This window comes from Streptomyces sp. SP18BB07 (assembly GCF_036322545.1).
Lineage (GTDB): Bacteria > Actinomycetota > Actinomycetes > Streptomycetales > Streptomycetaceae > Streptomyces > Streptomyces deccanensis.
The window spans coordinates 21,978-42,660 of record NZ_JAQYWT010000341.1 but is presented as its reverse complement, the minus strand read 5'-3'; the positions used below and the strand labels follow the sequence as shown (position 1 = coordinate 42,660).

The window sequence follows — 20,683 nt, the reverse complement described above, 5'->3', positions numbered from 1 at the left end:
ACGAGAGCAAGGCATGAACGAGAACTACGCCGTCCCCGCGGTCGCCCTCGTCGTCGTGGCGACCGTCTTCGTCGGCGCCTTCGGCCTGCGCATCTCCCGCACCACCTCCGACTTCTACGTCGCCTCCCGCACCGTCGGCCCCCGCCTCAACGCGGCCGCCATCAGCGGCGAGTACCTCTCCGCCGCCTCCTTCCTCGGCATCGCGGGACTGGTGCTGGTCCAGGGCCCCGACATGCTCTGGTACCCGGTCGGCTACACCGCCGGCTACCTCGTCCTCCTGCTCTTCGTCGCCGCCCCGCTGCGCCGCTCCGGCGCCTACACCCTGCCCGACTTCGCCGAGGCCCGGCTCGCCTCCAAGACCGTGCGACGGCTCGCGGGGGCCTTCGTCGTCGGCGTCGGCTGGCTCTACCTCCTGCCCCAACTCCAGGGCGCCGGACTGACGTTGAACGTGCTCACCGACGCGCCCGAGTGGCTCGGCGGCGTCATCGTCGCCGTCGTCGTCTCCGCCACGGTCGCCGCCGGCGGCATGCGCAGCATCACCTTCGTCCAGGCCTTCCAGTACTGGCTCAAGCTCACCGCACTCCTCGTCCCCGCCCTCTTCCTCGTCCTGGCCTGGCAGGGCGACGGCGCCCCGCGCCACGCCTTCGACGAGCCCGCCACCTTCCGCGAGCAGCGTGTCGTCCGCGTCGACGAGACCCTCGACCTGAAGCTCAGCGGCCCGCTCACCGTCACCGCCACCGGCACGATCGACGGCCGCCGCTACGACGACCGGCGCGTGGACCTGCCCACCGGCACCCACCGCATCGACCGCGGCACCCGACTGACCTTCACCGAGGGCGACACCGTCCCCGTCGCCGACCGGGGCACCAACGGCGGCATGTCCACCTCACTCGCCTCCGGCCGCGAGGAACGCCCCCTGTACGCCACCTACGGGCTGATCCTCGCCACCTTCCTCGGCACCATGGGCCTGCCCCACGTCGTCGTCCGCTTCTACACCAGCCCGGACGGGGTCGCCGCCCGCCGCACCACGGTCGTCGTCCTCGGCATGATCGGCGTCTTCTACCTCCTCCCACCGATCTACGGGGCACTCGGCCGGCTCTACGCCCCCGACCTCACCCTCACCGGCGACGCCGACGCGGCCGTCCTCCTGCTCCCGGACCGCATGATCGGCGGCCTCGGCGGCGACCTGCTCGGCGCGCTGGTCGCGGGCGGCGCCTTCGCCGCGTTCCTGTCCACCGCCTCCGGACTGACCATGGCGGTCGCCGGTGTGCTCACCCAGGACGTGCTGCCCGCCCGGGGCGTACGGCACTTCCGGCTCGGCACGGTCCTCGCCATGGCGGTGCCGCTCGCCGCGAGCGTCCTGGTCGGCGGGCTGCCCGTCGCCGACGCGGTCGGCCTCGCCTTCGCCGTCTCGGCCTCCTCGTTCTGCCCGCTGCTCGTCCTCGGCATCTGGTGGCGGCGCCTCACCCCGCCGGGCGCCGCCGCGGGCATGCTCGTCGGCGGCGGGGCGGCCCTCCTCGCGGTCGCCGCGACCATGGCCGGATACCCCGGCACCGGCACCCTGCACGCCCTGCTGGCCTGGCCCGCCCTCTGGTCCGTACCGCTCGGCTTCCTCACCATGGCCCTGGTGTCCCTGGCCACCCCCGGCAAGGTGCCGCCCGAGACACCGGCGATCCTGGCCCGCTTCCACCTCCCGGAGGAACTCGTCGGCGGCCGCACCCGCGCGGCCACCAAGGAGATCGAACTGTGGCGGCGCTGAGGACCGGGCCGACCGGACCGGGGCCGCGTGCGGACCGGACCGGGGCCGCGTGCGGACCGGCGGAAGGGAACCCACGAGCGGTGAGCGGTGTACCACATGCAGGAGGTGAGTGATGAGTGGTGAAGTGACCGGCTTCCTGGCCGGGTTCTGCGTGGCCGTGCTCCCGCTGCTCGCGGCCGGCTTCTGGCTCGGCCGCCGCACGGCACACCCGCGCAACAGCCTCGGTGGCCTCGGCACACCCGTCGAGCACGCCACCTTCCAGACCCTGCACACCGCCACCCTCGCCGCGCCCCCGCTGCGCGCTGGCCTCACGGAGGAGACGGCCCGCAGATCGGCCAAGCGGCTGCGCACCCTGCTCGGCACGGACGCGCTCTGCCTCACCGACCACGAGTCGGTCCTCGCCTGGGAGGGCGTCGCGGAGCACCACCGCGCCGAGATCATGGGACGCCTGGCCGGCCCCTTGGAGACCGGCCGGGGCGAGGCCTTCCGGCTGACCTGCGACATCATCGACTGCCCGGTGCGCTGGGCGGTGGTCGCCCCCCTCACGGTCGACGACCGCGTCCACGGCGCGCTCGTCGCCTGCGCGCCCCGCGAGTCCGCCGTGCTCGTCAGAGCCGCCGGCGAGGTCGCCCGCTGGGTCTCCGTCCAACTCGAACTGGCCGACCTCGACCAGTCCCGCACCCGCCTGATCGAGGCCGAGATCAAGGCCCTGCGCGCCCAGATCTCCCCGCACTTCATCTTCAACTCGCTCGCGGTGATCGCCTCGTTCGTCCGCACCGATCCCGAGCGCGCCCGTGAACTGCTGCTGGAGTTCGCCGACTTCACCCGCTACTCGTTCCGCAGCCACGGCGACTTCACCACCCTCGCCGACGAACTCCACGCCATCGACCACTACCTGGCGCTGGTACGGGCCCGCTTCGGCGACCGGCTCTCGGTCACGCTCCAGATAGCCCCCGAGGTCCTGCCGGTCACCCTGCCCTTCCTCTGCCTCCAGCCCCTCGTGGAGAACGCGGTGAAGCACGGCCTCGAAGGCCGGTCCGTGACCGCCGCGGGCAAGAGCCACATCAGCATCACCGCGCAGGACGCCGGCGCCGAGGCGCTTGTCGTCATCGAGGACGACGGCGTCGGCATGGAGCCCGACGTGCTGCGCCGTATCCTCGCCGGCGAGACCAGCCCCTCGGGCGGCATCGGCCTCAGCAACGTCGATGAGCGGCTCCGCCAGGTGTACGGCGACGACCACGGCCTGGTCATCGAGACCGCGGTGGGCGCGGGCATGAAGATCACCGCCCGGCTGCCCAAATACCAGCCGGGCGTACACCCGGACGGGGGAATACCCCGGACCTGAGACCTGAGGATCACCGGCGGTGAGCTCTCGGTGAGCGCGTCGGTGAGCCGTCGACGGGTCTCAGGTGCGCGACGCCACCATGCCCAGTGTCAGCAGGCCCAGGACGACCCAGCCGAACCACAGCCAGCCGTTGCTGCCGAGGGCCACCGAGTAGGCGGTCACCATGACCAGCCCACCCACGGTGAGCACCCCCATGGCCTTCGTCGAACCGGGCATCGCAACACCCTTTCTCAGGTCCTCAGGCTTCTTCTCCCTCCATGGTGCCCCCTGTATCGGAAATGACAGTGCAGACGACGAAATGTGCCCCCTTTTTCCAGCCGTCCTCGCTGAGCCAGAAACCGGAGCCGGTCCGGCCGGGCTCATAGCCGTACTCCTGCGGAGGCAGGTTCTTCTTGCAGGCGGCGCGAGCCTGCTCCTGGGCATCGTCGTAGGCGGTGCCGGGACTCATCTCGTGGAATCCGAGCACCTTCTCGTCGTGACGTTCCTGGCAGGAGACCAGCCGGAGCTTGTTGCTGGAGATCGTGTCGAGGCAGTCCTGCTTCTGCAAGGTGGCCACGTCGACGAGCACCGTCTCACCTTCCGTCCGGTACTCACCGATCGGCCCGAACACCGGCCTGCGCTCGCCCAGCAGCAGACAGGCGACCCGATGCCCGGCGGCGTCGAAGCCGTCGACGGTCGGCAGCACGGCGTAGGTGCGGACGTCCACGAGCCTGTCCCGGGCCTCTCCGGTGAGCTGCTCGCACTGGGCGGCTCCGCCCGCGCGGGCGTCCTCGGCGGAAGAGGCCTCGTAGGAGGCCATCACCTGTCCGTCCATCGAGGGCCCCGCGCACCCGGGCACGATCCGGAGCCGGGCGGCGTCCGTGAACGGAGCGTCGGTCCAGGTGACGTCCACGCAGTCGCCGTCCTTGAGCGGCTCGGTCAGCCCCACGGTCCCGCCGTACGGCAGCACGGCGCTCCCGGTGACTCCGCCGCCGAGGCCGTCCGTCAACTCCTTCATGTTGCCCCCGGCGTACCAGGTCCCGCCGACGACCAGGGCGAGACCGAGGGTGGTGGCCACGCCCGCGAGCAGAGCCCGGCTGCGGTGCCGACGGCGATGTCCACCCGAGCCCGAGCCCGAGCCGGAACCGGATGCCGTGCCCCCGCCGGGGGACCCTGGGGGAGGGGCGAAGACGTCGCCGCCCGCGCCTGTCGCCCGGTGCCCCGCCGGGGACCAGCCGTCCTCACGCTCCTGGGCTCCCGCTCCTTCCGGCACGCCGTGTCCACCGTGTCCACCGTGTCCGGCCGGGGGCACGTACCAGGGGGTCTCGTGGGCGACGGGCAGGCCAAAGGGGTGTCGCCGTTCCGCCGTGTGCGTGGGCTCGCTCGCCCACTGCGGTTGCGAGCCGAGGTCGGGCGCGGTGCGCGGGTGGGCCTGGGGTGTGACGATCGCGGAGAGCGCCGCCTCGGTCTCGGCGGCGGTGATCCGGCGCACGGGATCCTTGGTGAGCATGGCGGCCAGCACCGGCTCCAGCGCGCCCGCCCGCAGCATGGGACGCGGTTCCTCCAGGACGACGGCGGTGAGCGCCGCGATCTCCGAGTCGCGGTCGAAGGGCCCGTACCCCTCGACGGCGTGGTAGAGCGTGCAGCCCAGCGAGAACAGGTCGGACGCGGCGGTCGGCGGCCCGCCCTGCGCCCGCTCGGGTGCCAGATACCCGGCGGTCCCGACCAGGACGTGGGTCCTGGTGTACCGGGTCTCCTGGGTGTCCGGCTGGACGGAGATGCCGTAGTCGGTGAGGAGGACACGCGCGTACGGCGATCCGGTGCGGTCCGGGGCGAGCAGGATGTTGGCCGGCTTGACGTCCCGGTGCATGACGCCGCGTTCGTGCCCGGCGGTCAGCGCGTCCAGCACGGCGAGCCCGATCCGGGCGCACTCGGCGGGTGCGAGGGCGCCCCGCTGGGCCACCAGCGCCTTGAGGTCGAGGGCGCCCGGCACGTACTCCATGACGATCCACGGCAGCGCGTCGTGTTCCAGGACGTCATGCACGGTGACCACGTTCGGGTGGGCGCGCAGTCCCGCCGCGTGCCGGGCCTCCGCGCGGGCACGGGCCACCCGGGCGGCGCGGTCCCGCTCGGCCTCGCCGGGATGGCGGAACACGATCTCCTTGAGCGCCACCTCGCAGTCCAGCTGACGGTCGTGCGCCAGCCAGACATGGCCCATGCCGCCGCTGCCCAGCTGGTTCAGCAGGAGATAGCGGTCGGCGATGACCCGGCCGACCCCCGAATCCGAATGCGGTGCTCCTGACTGCATCGGTCACTCCCAGGGTTCAGATCCGCATGAACTGGGCCGGTTCCTCGACGGGGTCGCCCGGTGCCCCCGAATCGCTCGGATCCCCGGGACTTCCCGGGACGCCGGACGGTGGATCACCGGTCGGATCGGGAGCGGACGTGGGGGTGGGGTCCGGAGAGGGGCCCTCCGTGGGGCGCTCGGAGGACGGGGAGGGCGTGGGCGTGAGAGACGTGACTTCCGTGGGCGGGGGAGTGCTGGACTCCGCGGGCGACGACATGTCATCCGTCGGGGACGAGCCACCGTCCGACGGTGTCGTGCCCGGATCTGTCGGCGTCGAGCTGTTCTCCGTCGGCGACTCGCCCGAGTCCGAGGGCTCCGTCGGCCCCGGATCCGTCCCGGTTGAGCCACCATCCGATCCCGACCCACCGTCCGATTCCGACCCACCGTCCGATGTCGGGCCGCCGTCCGAGCTGGACCCGTCGTCCGATGTGGGACCGCCGTCCGAGGTTGAGCCGCCGTCCGATCCCGACCCGTCATCCGAGGTCGAGCCACCGTTCGAGCCGGGCCCGGAACCGGGGCCCGAATCGTCGGTGCCGGTTTCGGACGCCTCGTCCGGCCACTCCACGTGCAGTGCCACCGGGGTGCCGAACTCCAGTTGGGCGCCCGGACCGGGGCTGGACCCGGTCACCGGCGCGTCCCGCGGCGGCATCTCGTCCCCGGCGACCGTCACCGCCAAGCCCTTCTCCGCCATGGCCGCGCTCGCCTCGCCGAAGGTCAACCCCCGCACCTTCGGCACGGCCTGCCGCGCACGTGTGTCGAACATCGTGTCGGACTCACCGGTGGTGCCGACGTCCCGGCTGATGCCCCGGTCCGGATCGTCGACATCGACGAGCTTGATCTCCTTCAACTGCTCGGGCGCGGGCTTCACGACGACCACCGCGGCCTTGTCGTAGCCCGCCCACTCCTCGTTGTCGCCGGCGAAGTCCACCCGGATGCGGTCAGGGTCCGCCGCGAACGAGCGCAGCGGATTTCCGCAGCTGCACTTCACGGCCGGCAGTCCCTGGTCGTCCACCAATACGGCGATCCCGGCTTCCAGCAGCGCGTCGAAGGGGACGGCCCTGCCCTTCTTGTAGTCGTGGTTCTTCACCAGGGTGTCGTGGCGCAGAAGAACAGGGGTGAGGTCGCCGAGATAATCGGGGATGCGGTCGACTCCGACCCCGACGATCCGGGCCCATTCCTGAGCCTTTTTCTTGTTCTCGGGCGCGGTGAGGAAATCCTCCAGCTTGCCCACGTCGCAGATCTTCGGCTTACGGGTGCCCCCGTAGAGACCAGGGGTGCTGCCCTGTTGGAGACCGCTGTGCGGCTTGAGGGACCGCAGGTCGGGCTGGTCCCGGCCGAGCCGTTCGCCCTCGTCGAAGAAGGGGGCGAGGGACGGGACCCCCGCGGCCACGGCCGTCACCGCGAGCAGTGACGGGGCCGACTCGCCGCAACCGCTGAGAATCAGTACGCCCATCAATAGCAAACATGTTCGCAAGCGTGCGCGAATTGTCATGACCGCTCCCCCCCCCCGCGGTTTCCCCCGTCACCCCGCAGAGCGTATGCGGGGCTCACGCATCATGCTACTGAAGGGCAAAGCCTTTCCGTCAAGAGAAAAGAAAAGGGGCACGGTCCTGTGGCCAAAGAAAAGAATGAGGACACGCAGGGCAAGAAAAAGAAATGAGGCTCAGCGACTACGAGCGTTGAGTGAGGCGAGGTAGGCGTTGTACGCCTCCAGTTCCTTGTCGCCGTCCCGGTCGGCCGCGCGGTCCGTGCGCCGGGCCTGCCGCTGCTCGGAGTTGTACCACTGGAAGAGCAGCGCCAGCAGCACGAGCACCGAGGGGATCTCGCTGAAGGCCCAGGCGATGCCACCGGCCGCGTTCTGGTCGGCGAGGGCGTCGATGCCGAGGGAGGCGGGCGGGTTCTTGTACGTCTTGACCATCGGGGCGGACGCCATCATCAGCGCGATGCCGAAGAAGGCGTGGAACGGCATGCCCGCGAACAGCTCCAGCATCCGCATCAGGTAGCCGGGCCGGTGCGGGCCCGGGTCCACGCCCATGATCGGCCAGAAGAAGAACAGCCCGACCAGCAGGAAGTGCGTCATCATCACGATGTGCCCGGGCGTCGACCCCATCAGGAAGTCGAACAGCGGCGTGAAGTACAGCCCGTAGAGGCTCGCGATGAACATCGGGATCGTGAACGCCGGATGCGTGACGATCTTCATGTACCAGCTGTGCAGGAACTTCAGCAGCAGCTCGCGCGGCCCCGTGCGCCCCTTCCCCGCCACCGGCAGCGCCCGCAGCGCCAGGGTCATCGGCGCCCCCAGCAACAGCACGATCGGCGCCAGCATGCTGATCACCATGTGCTGCACCATGTGCACGCTGAACATGACCATGCCGTAGTCGTTCAGCCCCGTACACGTCACCAGCAGCACCAACAGCACACCCACGACGAACGAGACGGTCCGTCCCACCGGCCACTTGTCCCCCCGCCGCACCAGCCGCACGACCCCCCAGCCGTAGAGACCGAGGGCCGTCAGACAGGCGACGAGGAAGAACGGGTCGGCCGACCACGCGAGCCCCCGCCCGAGGGTGAAGGGCAGAAGCCCCATACCGTGCCCGCTGTGATCCATCCGCCGGCTCCTGCTTCGTGGGGGGTTGTGCTGTCTGTCCGCCCCCAGACTAGAACTGCCCCCGGTCACGATCATGACCGGGGGCAGAGCAGCCGACCCAAGGGGCGCGGGGAACTGCGCGACCAGCCACGAACCACCCGCACTCGCCCACAGAGCTAAAGCACGCACTCCGCTTCCGCGTACCGCTCCGACGGCACCGTCTTCAACGTCTCCACCGCCTCGGCGAGCGGCACCATCACGATGTCGGTCCCCCGCAGCGCGGTCATGTGTCCGAACTCACCCCGGTGCACGGCCTCCACCGCGTGCCACCCGAACCGGGTCGCCAGCACCCGGTCGTACGCGGTCGGCGTACCGCCCCGCTGCACATGCCCGAGGATCACCGGCCGCGCCTCCTTCCCGAGGCGCTGCTCCAGCTCGATCGACAGCTGCCGCGCGATCCCCGCGAACCGCTCGTGCCCGTAGATGTCCTTGCCGCCCTCGTCGAACTCCATCGACCCGGCCTTCGGCTTGGCCCCCTCCGCGGCGACGACGATCGCGAACCGCTTGCCCGCCGAGAACCGCTCGGCGACCTTCGAGGTCAACTCCTCGATGTCGAAGGGCCGTTCCGGTACGACGATGGCGTGCGCGCCGGCCGCCATGCCGGAGTGGAGCGCGATCCAGCCGGTGTGGCGGCCCATGACCTCCACGACCAGCACCCGCTGGTGGGACTCGGCGGTGGTCTTCAGCCGGTCCAGCGCCTCCGTGGCGACCCCCACGGCCGTGTCGAAGCCGAACGTGACGTCCGTGACCGCGATGTCGTTGTCGATGGTCTTCGGCACGCCCACGACCGGCAGGCTGCTGTCGGACATCAGCCGGGCCGCCTTGAGCGTGCCCTCACCGCCGATGGGGATGATCGCGTCGAGACCCAGCTCCTCGACATGGCCCTTGGCCCGCTCCACGCCGTCGCGCAGATGCGAGGGCTGGACCCGGGAGGATCCGAGGATCGTGCCGCCGCGGGCCAGGATGCCGGCCACGGAGTCCAGGTCGAGCTTGAGGTAGTCGCAGTCCAGGAGACCTTTCCAGCCGTCCCGGAAGCCGATGACCTCGTCGCCGTGGTCGACGACGGCGCGGTGCACGACGGACCGGATGACGGCGTTCAGTCCAGGACAGTCGCCGCCGGACGTGAGGACACCAATGCGCATAGCCCGAATACCTTCTCGACGTGGGCCGGGGACCGGACCACGTTGTCCGGCTGGAATCCCCGCCACCCTACCGGCGGCAGGGGGCGGGGCCGTAGCGGGCGTCCGCCTGCTGGACGGCCCCGCACAGGTGAGCGGAGGCCTGGTCAGACGGGCTTTCACAGGTGAGCGAGAGCCACTACGGATGGGCTGTCGTACGGGCACTGAAGAACCGTTTCTCAGGTGCCCGGGCCCCCTGCCGGACGCGTTACGCGGGCTGCTGCTGGGCCGCCGAGATCCGCTCGTCGCGCAGCGCCTCGAACCAGCGGTCGTCGGTCGGCGGCAGCGCGTTCACATCCAGTGCCAGCTTCAGCAGCAGGTCCGCGATCTGCGGGTTCCGCGCCAGCACCGGCCCGTGCATGTACGTACCGAACACGGTGTCGTTGTACGCGCCCTCCGTACCGTCGCCCGTGCCGTTGCCCTTGCCGAGCCGCACCTGCGCCAGCGGGCGGGCGGTGGGGCCGAGGTGGGTGACGCCCTGGTGGTTCTCGAACCCGGTCAGCTGCGGCAGCCCGAGGCGCGGGTCGATGTCCGCGAGGACGTCGCCGACGCACCGCTCGCCCTCGCCCCGGGTCGTCGTCACGTCGAGCAGACCGAGGCCGGGCTCGCGCTGGCCGAGGTCGTTGACGAACTCGTGGCCGAGGATCTGGTAGCCGGCGCAGACCGCGAAGACGATCGCGCCGTTGTTCACCGCCTGGTACAGGTGCCGGTCGCGGCGCAGCCGCTCGGCGGCCAGCCGCTGCGGACGGTCCTCGCCGCCGCCGATCAGATAGATGTCGCCGGAGGTCGGGATCGGCTGGTCGCTGCGCACGTCCAGCCGGGCCACGTCCAGGCCGCGCTGGCGCGCCCGGCGCTCGACGACGAGGACGTTGCCCTGGTCGCCGTACGTGCTGAGCAGGTCCGGGTAGACCCAGACGATCCGCAGGCTGTTGTCACTCATGAAGTCAGTGCCCCTCAGAGTCGTATGTGGTCGGATGCTCAGTTGCCCACGCGACGGCGCAGGTCCTGGAACGCGGTGTAGTTCGCGATGACCTCGATCCGACCGGGCGGGCACATCTGCACCGCCTGGTCGAGGGTGTCGCAGACCTGGAAGTGCTGATTGGCGACTTCCAGACGCACCGCGAGGTCCAGCTTGCGGTCACCGAGCACGAAGATCGGGTGGCCGGTGAGCCGGGTGTAGTCCACGTCCCACAGCCAGGAGGTGTCGGTGCCGTCGGCGCCGCGCGCGTTCACCGACAGGATCACCGGCGACGGCGGCGGGTCGATCAGCGAGAACGTCTCCAGCCAGCCCGCCGGGTTCTTGGCGAGCAGCAGCCGCAGGTCACGCTGCATGAACTGGACCACGTCGTACCGTCCGGCGACCGCCTGAACCTGGTACATGCGTTCCAGGGCGACCTGCGGCGGCACACCGAAGACGGCGGCGGTGGCCGCCGACGAGGCGGCGTTGGCCTTGTTGGCGCGACCCGGCAGCTGCAGATGGATCGGCCAGGCCGAACCGTGCGGGTCGAGGACGTGGTCGCCGGAGAGCGCCCAGCTCGGGGTGGGGCGGCGGAAACCGCACTCGCCGCAGAACCAGTCGTCGCCGGGGCGCTGCATCACACCGCCGCAGGACGGGCAGGACCAGGCGTCGTCCTTCCACATCTGGCCGACCGCGACCCAGATCACGTTCGGGGACGACGAGGCCGCCCACACGATCAGCGGGTCGTCGCAGTTGGCCACGACGACGGCCTTGGTGCCGGCCAGGCCCTCCCGCCACGCCTCCGCCATCATGCGGGTCTCGGCGGCGCGGTCGAGCTGGTCGCGGGAGAGGTTGAGCAGTGCGATGCACTTGGGGTCGGTGTCCCGCGCGACACCGGCGAGGTACTTCTCGTCGACCTCGATCACCGCGAACTTGGCGTCCGAGTTCCCGGCGAGGGCCGAGGTGATGCCCGCGGGCATGTTGGCGCCGAGCGCGTTCGAGACGACGGGGCCCGCGGCCCGCAGCGCCTCGGCGATCAGCCGGGTCGTGGTGGTCTTGCCGTTGGTGGCGGAGACCAGGACGACGTCCAGGCTCTGTGCGAGCCGGGCGAGGAGGTCGGGGTCGAGTTTCAGTGCCACCCGGCCGCCGATCACAGATCCGCTACCGCGCCCCGCGGCACGCGATGCCGCCGCGACCGCCTTGCCCGCCGTCACGGCCAGCTTGGCCCGCGGCGTGAGCGGGTCCGAGTTGCCTGCCATCAGTTCTCGATCCTCCTTGCGTACAGCGCCGCGCCCAGTCCCGGCAACGTGTGGACCAAAGCCTATCGAGATCCACTCACTCGCCCGAATCTCGACCGGGCCGTTGCCCTGGCCGGAGCGGCGATATCGGGTCCGAACGTACCCTTGCGGCCATGCGAAGCGGCTCGATTCCCGGCGCCCGAGGGCGCGTTCTCCCCATGACACTGCTCGGGGACCCCGTATTGCAGGCGCCCTGTGAAGAGGTCACGGAGTTCGGGCCCGAACTGGTGCGGCTTGTGGAGGACATGTTCGCGACGATGTACGACGCGCGGGGGGTGGGGCTCGCCGCGAACCAGGTGGGCCGGGGGCTTCGGGTGTTCGTGTACGACTGCCCGGACGACGACGATGTGCGTCATCTCGGCCATGTCGTGAACCCGAGGCTGGTCTCGGCGGAGGGGATCGTGCTGCGGGGGCCCGAGGGGTGCCTGTCGCTGCCGGGGCTGGAGGCGGGGGTGGAGCGGTACGACGAGGCCGTGGTGGAGGGGTTCACGGTGGACGGGGATCGGGTGCGGGTGTCGGGGAGCGGGTTCTTCGCGCGGTGCCTGCAGCACGAGTGTGATCATCTTGAGGGCCGGGTGTATGTGGACCGGCTGTCGGGGTGGAGACGATCTCGGGTGATGAGGAAGGTCGCCCGGGCGTCGTGGGGGGCGTGAGTTCGTCGGCGGGTGCGGGTTCGGTGGGGCTTCTCGCGCAGTTCCCCGCGCCCCTTTCAGGGGCGCTGATCCCTGGCCCCGCCGACAGGGAACCCTCTAGAACCCCGGGCCGCCGACCTTGTCGCCCGCCGCTGCCAGGCGGCCCCAGAGGAGGTCTGCGAGGCTGCGGACCAATTCGGCCCGGGTGAGGGGTTGTTCGCCGAGCCACCAGTCGCCCGCCGCGTGCATCATGCCGACGATGCCGTGGCCCCATACACGTGCCAGTTGGCGGCTGTCGGGGCCGAGGTCGAGTCGGTCCTCTATGACCGTGCCGAGCTCCTCGCCCATGCGGCGCAGGAGGGGGGCCGAGTGCTTGCCGACGTCGAAGCCCTGGTCGCCGGGCTGGCCGCCCTCGGCGGGGTGCATGAGGAAGCGGTACACCTGGGGGCGGGCCTCGATGGCCGCCAGATAGGTGTCGAGGGTCGCCTCGACGCGTTCGCGGCGCTCCGCCGGGGCGTCCAGCGCGGCCCGCAGGGAGTCGAGGAGGGCGTCGGTGTGACGCTGGGCGAGGGCGGCGTAGAGTCCGCCCTTGTCGCCGAAGTGGCGGTACAGAATCGGCTTGGTGATGCCGGCCTCGGCGGCGATGGCGTTCATCGACGCTCCGGGGCCGTCGCGGAGCACGACTCGGTCCGCGGCCTCCAGCAGCTCGCGCCGACGGCGGTCGGCGGACCGCTCCTGGTCGGTCCGCTGCGTGGTGTCCATGAGTCTCTCCCCCACATACTGATGACAGTGACGCCCTGCGCAAACTAACACTGATTGACACGACCGGATCGAACGGGCTACCGAGCCCGCCCCGGGAGTTGACTTTTCCTACCGACCGGTAACAGACTCCAGTTACCGCAGGTAACATCTTAGTGCAGTGCTGGAGGCGCGTCATGGCCGAGTTCACCATGGAACTCAACGAGGAACAGCGAGAGGTCCGCGACTGGCTCCACGGATTCGCCGCCGATGTGATCCGCCCCGCGGCCGCCGAGTGGGACGAGCGCGAGGAGACCCCCTGGCCGGTGATCCAGGAGGCCGCCAAGGTCGGCATCTACTCCCTCGACTTCTACGCCCAGCAGTACTTCGACCCCACCGGCCTCGGCATCCCCATGGCCATGGAGGAACTGTTCTGGGGCGACGCGGGCATCGCCCTGTCCATCGTCGGCACCGGCCTCGCCGCCGTGGGCGTCCTCGCCAACGGCACCGAGGAGCAGATCGGCACCTGGATCCCCCAGATGTACGGCGACGCGAACGACGTCAAGGTCGCCGCGTTCTGCTCCTCCGAGCCCGACGCCGGTTCCGACGTCGCCTCCATGCGCACCCGCGCGGTGTACGACGAGGCCAAGGACGAGTGGGTCCTCAACGGCACCAAGACCTGGGCGACCAACGGCGGCATCGCCAACGTCCACGTCGTCGTCGCCGTCGTCGACCCCGAGCTCGGCTCCAAGGGCCACGCGTCCTTCATCGTCCCGCCGAACACGCCCGGTCTGTCCCAGGGGCAGAAGTTCAAGAAGCACGGCATCCGCGCCTCCCACACTGCCGAGGTCGTCCTGGAGGACGTACGGATCCCCGGTTCCTGCCTCCTCGGCGGGAAGGAGAAGCTCGACGAGCGCCTGGCGCGGGCCCGTGAGCGGGCCAAGGCCGGCGGCGAGCGTGTGAAGAACGCGGCGATGGCCACGTTCGAGGCGTCCCGCCCGGCCGTCGGTGCCATGGCCGTGGGCACCGCCCGTGCCGCGTACGAGGTCGCCCTCGACTACGCCAAGACCCGCGAGCAGTTCGGCCGGCCCATCATCGACAACCAGGGCGTCGCCTTCCAGCTCGCGGACATGCGGACCTCCGTCGACGCGGCGCGGCTGCTGGTGTGGCGGGCGTCCTGGATGGCGATCAACGGCAAGCAGTTCACGGCGGCCGAGGGGTCCCAGTCGAAGCTGTTCGCGAGCGAGACGGCGAAGAAGGTCACGGCGCAGGCCATTCAGATCCTGGGCGGCAACGGGTACACGAGGGAGTACCCGGTCGAGCGGATGCACCGGGATGCGGCTATTTACACCATCTTCGAGGGTACGAGTGAGGTGCAGCGGCTGGTGATCGCCCGGACCTTGTCGGGGATGCCGATCCGGTAGCGCCGCGGGGTGTGACTGTGTCGGTCGGGCTGCGGGTGATTCGTGGTTGCTCGCGCAGTTCCCCGCGCCCCTGGGCGGGCGCGGTTGTCGCACAGCGGTGACGACACATCAACCCGACGGGAGTGCTCGATGACGCGTACGGCCGGAGAAGTGCTGGAAGCCACCGCCGCGCGGCTCGCCCCCGACCCCGATGCCAACCCCCTGCTGCCCCTGATCGCCTCCGGTGCGGCCGGGCTCGGCACGCTTGCCGTGCTGGGGCTGGAGCAGCGGCTCGTCATCGCCGCGGACCTGCGCTCCTTCCGCCACCTGGCTGAGCGGTCGGCGGTCGAGGAGCCGGCCGCCGTCCCCTTCTTCGAGATGCTCGCGGAGGGGGAGGCGGTGGCGGCGGGGCGGCACCGGAACCGCAGGAGCGGTCGAGGCGGCGGTGCAGGCGGGGTGGGACACCGGGCGGAGCAGCGAGAAAACGGGCGCACGCATTCGGTCGATCTCTGCAGAGCTACCAAACACTCGCCCAGGACTCCACCCTTCAGGGTGGAGGCGTAGGGCATCCTGGGCCGAGCGGCCCGGGGACCGGCTAAAGTCGCCTTGTCCGCCAACGTGGTTGGCGGACCTACCGCCGGACTGGCGGGACGTCAAGCCTGTGGAGACCTTGTCAGACCACCCTCGGGTGGCAGGGGCCGATGAAGCAGGAACCCGAGGGAGCACCGCGTAGCGGTGCTGACCGGAATCGCCTACGTTCGCGCAGGTGAGGATGTCAAGAGTCGATGTTCTGGACCACGTTGCAGCACTCCTGAACGCCGAACGCGGTGCGGGGCCGTCACTGTGCGGCCCCGCTGCTGTGCGCGATGCACGCCACGTCGATCCGGTCCGCCAGCTTCGCCAGTTCGATCGTCAGTGTCGCCACCGTGTCCTCGTCGAGTTCCTCACCCGCCTCGACCAGGTGCAGCCAGCGCCCGCCCACCGTCCGCAGCAGCTTGCTCACATCGGCCGCAGACACCTGTAGGGTCCCGCGGTCGTCGACGATCAGAGGCAGAGTCACTTCGCGGTTCACAACGGGGATGGTAGCCGCGGAACGCTCACGCCCCGTGCCATACCGTGGTGATGTTGCAGAACTCCCGGATTCCGTGTCCGGACAGCTCACGCCCGTATCCGGACCGCTTGACCCCACCGAACGGGAACGCCGGGTGGGAGGCGGTCATCCCGTTGACGTAGACCGCGCCGGCGTCGAGGTCCCGCACGAAGCGGTCGACCTCGGCGGTGTCCCGGGTCCACACGTTGGAGCTGAGCCCGAAGGGCGTGTCGTTGGCGATCGCGATCGCTTCGTCGAGGTCGGAGACCCGGTACAGCGTGGCGACGGGACCGAACGTCTCCTCCTGGTGGACCCGCATCTCGGGGGTGATGTCGGCGAGGACGGTCGGCGGGTAGAACCAGCCGGGCCCGTCGGGCCGTTCGGCGCCGCACAGGACGGTGGCGCCGCTCTCCACGGCCTCGTCGACCAGCTCCTCCAGGTCCTCGCGGCCCCGCTCGCTGGAGAGCGGGCCGACGTCGGTGTCCTCGTCCAGCGGGTCGCCGACCTTCAACGCCTGCATCGCCTCGACGAACCGCTCGGTGAAGGCGTCGTACACGTCGGCGTGGACGATGAACCGCTTGGCGGCGATGCACGACTGGCCGGTGTTCTGCACCCGGGCCGTCACGGCGGTCTGCGCCGCCTTCTCGACGTCGGCGGACGGCATCACCACGTACGGGTCGCTGCCGCCCAGTTCCAGGACGGTCTTCTTGACCTCGTCCCCGGCGACCGAGGCGACGGCCCGGCCCGCGGGCTCGCTGCCGGTGAGGGTGGCGGCCTTCACGCGCGGGTCGCGCAGGATGTCCTCGATGGCGCCGGAGCCGACGAGCAGGGTCTGGAAGCAGCCCTCGGGGAAGCCCGCCCGGCGGAAGAGGTCCTCCAGGTAGAGCGCGGTCTGCGGGACGTTGGACGCGTGCTTCAGCAGACCCACGTTGCCGGCCATCAGGGCGGGCGCGGCGAAGCGGATCACCTGCCAGAGCGGGAAGTTCCACGGCATCACGGCGAGCACCGGGCCGAGCGGCCGGTAGCGGACCAGGACCCGGGAGGCGCCCGAGTCCTTCACGTCCGCGTCGGACGGCTCCACGTCGGTGAGCAGCACCTCGGCGTGGTCGGCGTACCAGCGCATCGCCTTCGCGCACTTGGCGGCTTCGGCGCGGGCCTGCTTGACGGGCTTGCCCATCTCCGTGGTCATCACCCGGGCGACGTCCTCGGCGTCCTCGTCGAGGAGGTCGGCGGCCCGGCGCAGCAGCCGGGCGCGTTCCGCGAAGGAGGTGGTTCGGTAGGTGCGGAACGTGGCGTCGGCGGTGGCGAGGCGGTGTTCGATCTCCTCCTCGCCCAGGGCGTCGTACGTCTTCAGGGTCTCGCCGTTCGCCGGGTTGACCGTGGCGATGGGCATGGCTGGCCTCCTGCGTGGGCTGTCTTTCGACCTTCCCGCGCGACGGCGCACGCCGCAACGCGGACTCAGTCCGAGTGCTCCAGGAGACGGTCGAGAAACTCCGCCTGCGCCGGGACGATCACGGCCCGCGCCCGCTCGACGGTGAGCCACTCCACGCGGTCCAGCTCCGGGAACTCCTGGAGCTGCCCTGACCTCGGCGGCCACTCCATACGGAAGGTGCCCGGGACGACGGTCGCCGGGTCGAGGTCCGCCTCGATCGCCCAGGCCGTGACGATCTTGCCGTTCTTCTGCTGGACCTCGCCCAGCGGTACGGCCTCCCCGTCGGGCGGCGTCAGCCCCAGTTCCTCCTGGAACTCCCGGCGGGCCGCGTCCCAGGCGGGCTCGTCCGGCTCGTACTCGCCCTTGGGCACGCTCCACGCCCCCGCGTCCTTGTGCGCGAAGAACGGGCCGCCCATATGGCCGAGCAGCACCTCGACGCCGTGCTCGGTGCGGCGGTGGAGCAGCAGGCCGGCACTGCGCTTGGGTGTGGTCAACGGGTCACCTCGGGGTGTGCGGCGAGCAGGGCCTCGACCGTATCGGCTTCGGCGGGGGTCTTGTCCTCGCGGTACCGGATCACACGGGCGAAGCGGAGGGTGACGCCGGCCGGGTAGCGGGTGGAACGCTGCAGGCCGTCGTAGGCGATCTCGACGACGAGTTCGGGGCGCACGGTCACGCCCCACCGGTGCTCCTCCACGGCCAGCTCCGTCAGTCGTTCGGTCTGCCAGGCCAGCAGGGCGTCGGTCATGCCCTTGAAGGTCTTGCCGAGCATGGCGAAGGAGCCGTCGGCGGTGCGGGCGCCGAGATGGAGGTTGGAGAGCCTGCCGGTGCGGCGGCCGTGCCCCCACTCGGCGGCCAGGACCACCAGATCGAGGGTGTGCACGGGCTTGACCTTCAGCCAGGACGCCCCGCGCCTGCCCGCGCTGTAGGGGGCGTCGAGGGCCTTCAGCACGACGCCCTCGTGGCCGCGTTCCAGGGTGGCGGCGAGGAAGTCCTCCGCCTCGGCGAGGTCGCCGGGGCCGTTCACCAGGGTGCGGCGGACGCGCATCGGCTCGGGGACGAGACGGGTCAGTTCGGTGTGGCGGGCGGTGAAGGGCAGGTCGAGGAGGTCCTGCCCGTCCACGGACAGGGCGTCGAAGAAGACCGGCGAGACGGGGACCTGTGCGGCGGCCGTCGCCACGTCCAGTCGGGAGCCGACCCGTCCGGCGGTCTCCTGGAAGGAGCGGGGGCGGCCGGTCTCGTCGAACGCGATCACCTCTCCGTCGAGGATGAACCGTTCGCCCCGCAACTCCAGTGCGGCCGCGGTGAGTTCGGGCAGTCGGTCGGTGATGTCGTCCAGGGTGCGGGTGTAGAGGCGCACGTGGTCGCCGTCGCGGTGGACCTGGACGCGGATGCCGTCGAGCTTCTCCTCGACCGCGCACACGCCCAGCTTGGCCACGGCCTCCGCGACGGAGGACGCGCTGTGCGCCAGCATCGGCTGGACGGGCCGCCCCACGGTGAGCCGGAACGCGTCGAGCGCCAACGCGCCCTCCGCCAGCAGGGCCTGGGCCACGGTCTGGAGCGAGCCGGCCAGCATCACCGCCCGCCGTACGTCGGTGGCGGGGGCGCCGGTGGCGCCGGCCAGCCCCTCCACGGCCAGGGCGTCCAGGGCGCCCTGGCGGACCTCCCCGGTGAGCAGGCCGAACAGGTAGCGCTGCTCGACCTCGGTGGCCGCGGCCAGCAACTCGCCGACCAGGCGCCTTCGTTCGGCCTGCGAACCGGTGCCGGTGACCGCGCCGATCACCGTCAGCCGGGCGTCGACCTCGCGGACCGTGAGGGTGGGGGTGCCGGCCGGCGGGATCTGCTGGTCCAGGACCTTCCAGCCGATACCGAGTCTGCCCTGGGGCAGTCGGCCCGCGAGGTACGGGATGACGATCGGCACGTCCGCCGCGTCGGCGTCCCGGAAGAGTTCGGCGAGCAGGGTGGTCTTGCGGGACCGGGCCGAGGTGGCGGCGATCTCTTGCGACACGCGGGCGAGCCGGGCGAAGAGCATGGAGCCATGGTCCTACGGAGTTTCGCCGGGCGCCTATTGGGGTGGGGGTGCGGGGTTCGTCGGCGGGTGCGGGTGGGTCGTGGCTTGTCGCGCCCACGCGGCGGTAGCCGCATATTCAGCACAGCCCCGCGCCCCTTCAGGTGTCCAGGTCCGTCATCAGGAGGTCTCCGTTGATCGTGGCGCCCGCTCGGTAGCCCGAGGAGGCTGCGTTGATCACTTGTTCGGAGAAGCCCATCGCGTTGCCTGCGGCCCAGACCTCGGGGACCGTGGTCCGGCCGGTCGGGTCGATGACGGGGTAGGCGCCGAAGGGGGTCTCGTGCAGGTCGGCGCCCAGTTTCTCCAGCAGGCCGGTCTGCGGGAGGGGCCGGGGCGCGGTGAAGAGCACCGAGCGGGCGTGGGTCGTGCCGTCGGCGAGCCTCACGCCGGTGAGACGGTCGTCCTCCACCGTCAGGCCCGCGACCTCGCCGGGGACGACCGAGACCCCGGCTGCCGCGAGGCGGCGCAGGTCGTCGTCGGAGAGGTCGCTCTCGGGGACCTCGTGCAGGAACAGGGTCACGTCCTTGGACCACTGGGAGACGATCAGGGCCTGGTGGACGCTCAGCGGGGACGTCGCGAGCACGCCGAAGGGCTGGTCGCGGACCTCCCAGCCGTGGCAGTAGGGGCAGTGGAGGACGTCCCGGCCGAAGCGTTCGGCGACGCCGGGGACGGCCGGGAGTTCGTCCTTCAGGCCGGTGGCGACGACCAGGCGACGGGCGCGCACGGTCCGGCCGTCCGCGAGGGCGACGGTGAGGTGCCGGCCGTCGTCCTCCCGGGTCACGTCGACCGCCCGGCCCCGGACCAGTTCCACGCCGTAGCGGGTGATCTCCGCACGGCCGACGCCAAGGAACTCCGCCGGGGACATGCCGTCCCGCGACAGGAAGCCCTGCATGTGCGCGGCGGGCGCGTTGCGGGGCTCGCCCGCGTCGACGACAAGGGTGCGGCGCCGGGACCGGCCCAGGACCAGGGCGGCGGAGAGCCCTGCCGCGCCGCCGCCGATGACGATCACTTCGTACTGCTCGGTCGATTCGTACTGCTCGGTCATGGTGACCACCTCCACGACCGACGGTCGCGTGAACGCTGCCGTATTGACAAATGCCTTTGCCGAAACTGCAATGACGGGATGAGTGACACGGGTGAGGAGACGGGCGGCACGGACGAGGTGCTCGCCGGGGTGGGGCCGCGGCTGCGGCGGATCCGCAAGGAGCGGGAGGCGACGCTCGCCGGGCTGTCCCAGGCGACCGGGATCTCGGTGAGCACGCTGTCGCGGCTGGAGTCGGGGCTGCGCAAGCCCAGCCTGGAGTTGCTGCTGCCGATCGCACGGGCCCACCAGGTGCCCCTGGACGAGCTGATCGGGGAGCCGCCGGTGGGCGACCCCCGGGTGCGGTCGAAGCCGATCCAGCGGCACGGGCGGACGTACTGGCCGCTCACCCGTCAGCCGGGCGGCCTCCAGGCCTTCAAGGTGCTGGTGCCCCAGTCGAAGCAGGAGCCGGAGCCGCGCAGTCACGAGGGCTACGAGTGGCTTTATGTGATGTCCGGAAAACTCCGCGTCGTGCTCGGCGAACATGATGTGGTGATGGTGGCCGGGGAGGCCGCCGAGTTCGACACCCGCGTGCCGCACTGGTTCGGGTCGACGGGGGAGGGGCCGGTGGAGTTCCTCAGTCTGTTCGGGCCGCAGGGGGAGCGGATGCATGTGCGGGCCCGGCCGGCACGGTCGTGACGTACGCGGCCGTGAGGCGCGCGGTGGTGACGCACGCTACTCGTTCCCGGCTGTTCCCCGGAGAGCAAGCGACCGCTTAGTATGCATGCGGC

19 protein-coding genes are annotated in these 20,683 nt (G+C 71.0%); 6 read left to right on the top strand and 13 right to left on the bottom strand.

Annotated features, from left to right (window positions below):
* Window positions 1-13 precede the first annotated feature (13 nt).
* Together PUR53_RS30410 and PUR53_RS30405 are read left to right on the top strand one after the other, a co-directional pair.
* The gene (locus tag PUR53_RS30410) at window positions 14-1,759 is read left to right on the top strand and encodes a sodium/solute symporter (RefSeq protein ID WP_239752197.1); all 1,746 of its coding nucleotides are present in this window, start codon (window positions 14-16) and stop codon (window positions 1,757-1,759) included.
* Window positions 1,760-1,883: 124 nt separating this feature from the next.
* The gene (locus PUR53_RS30405; protein ID WP_329910385.1) at window positions 1,884-3,104 is read left to right on the top strand and encodes a sensor histidine kinase; all 1,221 of its coding nucleotides are present in this window, start codon (window positions 1,884-1,886) and stop codon (window positions 3,102-3,104) included.
* 60 nt (window positions 3,105-3,164) lie between these two features.
* Here the strand turns inward: PUR53_RS30405 and PUR53_RS30400 are convergent, their stop codons facing one another.
* The 7 genes from PUR53_RS30400 to PUR53_RS30370 all read right to left on the bottom strand — a co-directional run bounded on the left by PUR53_RS30400 (window position 3,165) and on the right by PUR53_RS30370 (window position 11,472).
* The gene (locus tag PUR53_RS30400) at window positions 3,165-3,320 is read right to left on the bottom strand and encodes a hypothetical protein (RefSeq protein WP_033529045.1); all 156 of its coding nucleotides are present in this window, start codon (window positions 3,318-3,320) and stop codon (window positions 3,165-3,167) included.
* A 22-nt stretch (window positions 3,321-3,342) separates the two neighbouring features.
* The gene (locus PUR53_RS30395) at window positions 3,343-5,391 is read right to left on the bottom strand and encodes a serine/threonine-protein kinase (protein ID WP_329910315.1); all 2,049 of its coding nucleotides are present in this window, start codon (window positions 5,389-5,391) and stop codon (window positions 3,343-3,345) included.
* A 16-nt stretch (window positions 5,392-5,407) separates the two neighbouring features.
* Window positions 5,408-6,883: a DUF6777 domain-containing protein gene (locus tag PUR53_RS30390; protein ID WP_329910314.1), complete on the bottom strand. Its 1,476-nt coding sequence runs from the start codon at window positions 6,881-6,883 to the stop codon at window positions 5,408-5,410.
* A 210-nt stretch (window positions 6,884-7,093) separates the two neighbouring features.
* The gene (locus PUR53_RS30385) at window positions 7,094-8,038 is read right to left on the bottom strand and encodes a cytochrome c oxidase assembly protein (protein WP_329910313.1); all 945 of its coding nucleotides are present in this window, start codon (window positions 8,036-8,038) and stop codon (window positions 7,094-7,096) included.
* A gap of 155 nt (window positions 8,039-8,193) precedes the next feature.
* Window positions 8,194-9,219: a 6-phosphofructokinase gene (locus tag PUR53_RS30380; protein ID WP_329910312.1), complete on the bottom strand. Its 1,026-nt coding sequence runs from the start codon at window positions 9,217-9,219 to the stop codon at window positions 8,194-8,196.
* A gap of 244 nt (window positions 9,220-9,463) precedes the next feature.
* Window positions 9,464-10,195: a type 1 glutamine amidotransferase gene (locus PUR53_RS30375; RefSeq protein ID WP_220650223.1), complete on the bottom strand. Its 732-nt coding sequence runs from the start codon at window positions 10,193-10,195 to the stop codon at window positions 9,464-9,466.
* 38 nt (window positions 10,196-10,233) lie between these two features.
* Window positions 10,234-11,472 carry a Mur ligase family protein gene (locus PUR53_RS30370; protein ID WP_005475362.1) on the bottom strand — a complete coding sequence of 413 codons (1,239 nt, stop codon included), beginning with the start codon at window positions 11,470-11,472 and terminating at the stop codon, window positions 10,234-10,236.
* Window positions 11,473-11,624: 152 nt separating this feature from the next.
* Here PUR53_RS30370 and def point away from each other — a divergent pair, with 152 nt between their 5' ends.
* Window positions 11,625-12,164: a peptide deformylase gene (gene def / locus PUR53_RS30365; RefSeq protein WP_329897506.1), complete on the top strand. Its 540-nt coding sequence runs from the start codon at window positions 11,625-11,627 to the stop codon at window positions 12,162-12,164.
* Window positions 12,165-12,260: 96 nt separating this feature from the next.
* Here def and PUR53_RS30360 read toward each other — a convergent pair whose 3' ends face one another.
* Entirely contained in the window at window positions 12,261-12,905 is a 645-nt protein-coding gene (locus tag PUR53_RS30360) for a TetR family transcriptional regulator (protein WP_239752163.1), read from the bottom strand.
* Between the two features lie 173 nt (window positions 12,906-13,078).
* Here PUR53_RS30360 and PUR53_RS30355 point away from each other — a divergent pair, with 173 nt between their 5' ends.
* Window positions 13,079-14,305, top strand: coding sequence for an acyl-CoA dehydrogenase family protein (locus PUR53_RS30355; protein WP_329897505.1), 1,227 nt, complete (start codon window positions 13,079-13,081; stop codon window positions 14,303-14,305).
* 129 nt (window positions 14,306-14,434) lie between these two features.
* Window positions 14,435-14,848, top strand: coding sequence for a hypothetical protein (locus PUR53_RS30350; protein ID WP_329910311.1), 414 nt, complete (start codon window positions 14,435-14,437; stop codon window positions 14,846-14,848).
* A gap of 274 nt (window positions 14,849-15,122) precedes the next feature.
* Here PUR53_RS30350 and PUR53_RS30345 read toward each other — a convergent pair whose 3' ends face one another.
* The 5 genes from PUR53_RS30345 to PUR53_RS30325 form a co-directional block, all read right to left on the bottom strand.
* A complete protein-coding gene (locus PUR53_RS30345) occupies window positions 15,123-15,356 on the bottom strand; it encodes a DUF6213 family protein (protein ID WP_329897503.1) in 234 nt (77 codons plus the stop codon).
* Between the two features lie 25 nt (window positions 15,357-15,381).
* Complete coding sequence (locus PUR53_RS30340) at window positions 15,382-16,767, bottom strand: NADP-dependent succinic semialdehyde dehydrogenase (protein WP_329910310.1); 1,386 nt, start codon at window positions 16,765-16,767, stop codon at window positions 15,382-15,384.
* A gap of 65 nt (window positions 16,768-16,832) precedes the next feature.
* Window positions 16,833-17,300, bottom strand: a complete 468-nt coding sequence (locus PUR53_RS30335) for an NUDIX domain-containing protein (RefSeq protein ID WP_217176587.1) — start codon at window positions 17,298-17,300, stop codon at window positions 16,833-16,835.
* Window positions 17,297-18,835 carry an ATP-dependent DNA ligase gene (locus tag PUR53_RS30330; protein ID WP_329910309.1) on the bottom strand — a complete coding sequence of 513 codons (1,539 nt, stop codon included), beginning with the start codon at window positions 18,833-18,835 and terminating at the stop codon, window positions 17,297-17,299. Before PUR53_RS30330 ends, PUR53_RS30335 begins: the two co-directional genes overlap by 4 nt.
* A gap of 136 nt (window positions 18,836-18,971) precedes the next feature.
* Complete coding sequence (locus tag PUR53_RS30325) at window positions 18,972-19,916, bottom strand: NAD(P)/FAD-dependent oxidoreductase (RefSeq protein WP_329910308.1); 945 nt, start codon at window positions 19,914-19,916, stop codon at window positions 18,972-18,974.
* A gap of 78 nt (window positions 19,917-19,994) precedes the next feature.
* Between PUR53_RS30325 and PUR53_RS30320 the strand changes: the two genes are divergently transcribed.
* Window positions 19,995-20,591 (top strand): helix-turn-helix domain-containing protein, encoded by a 597-nt coding sequence (locus tag PUR53_RS30320; RefSeq protein WP_329897499.1) that lies wholly within the window; start codon window positions 19,995-19,997, stop codon window positions 20,589-20,591.
* The last annotated feature ends 92 nt before the right edge of the window (window positions 20,592-20,683 follow it).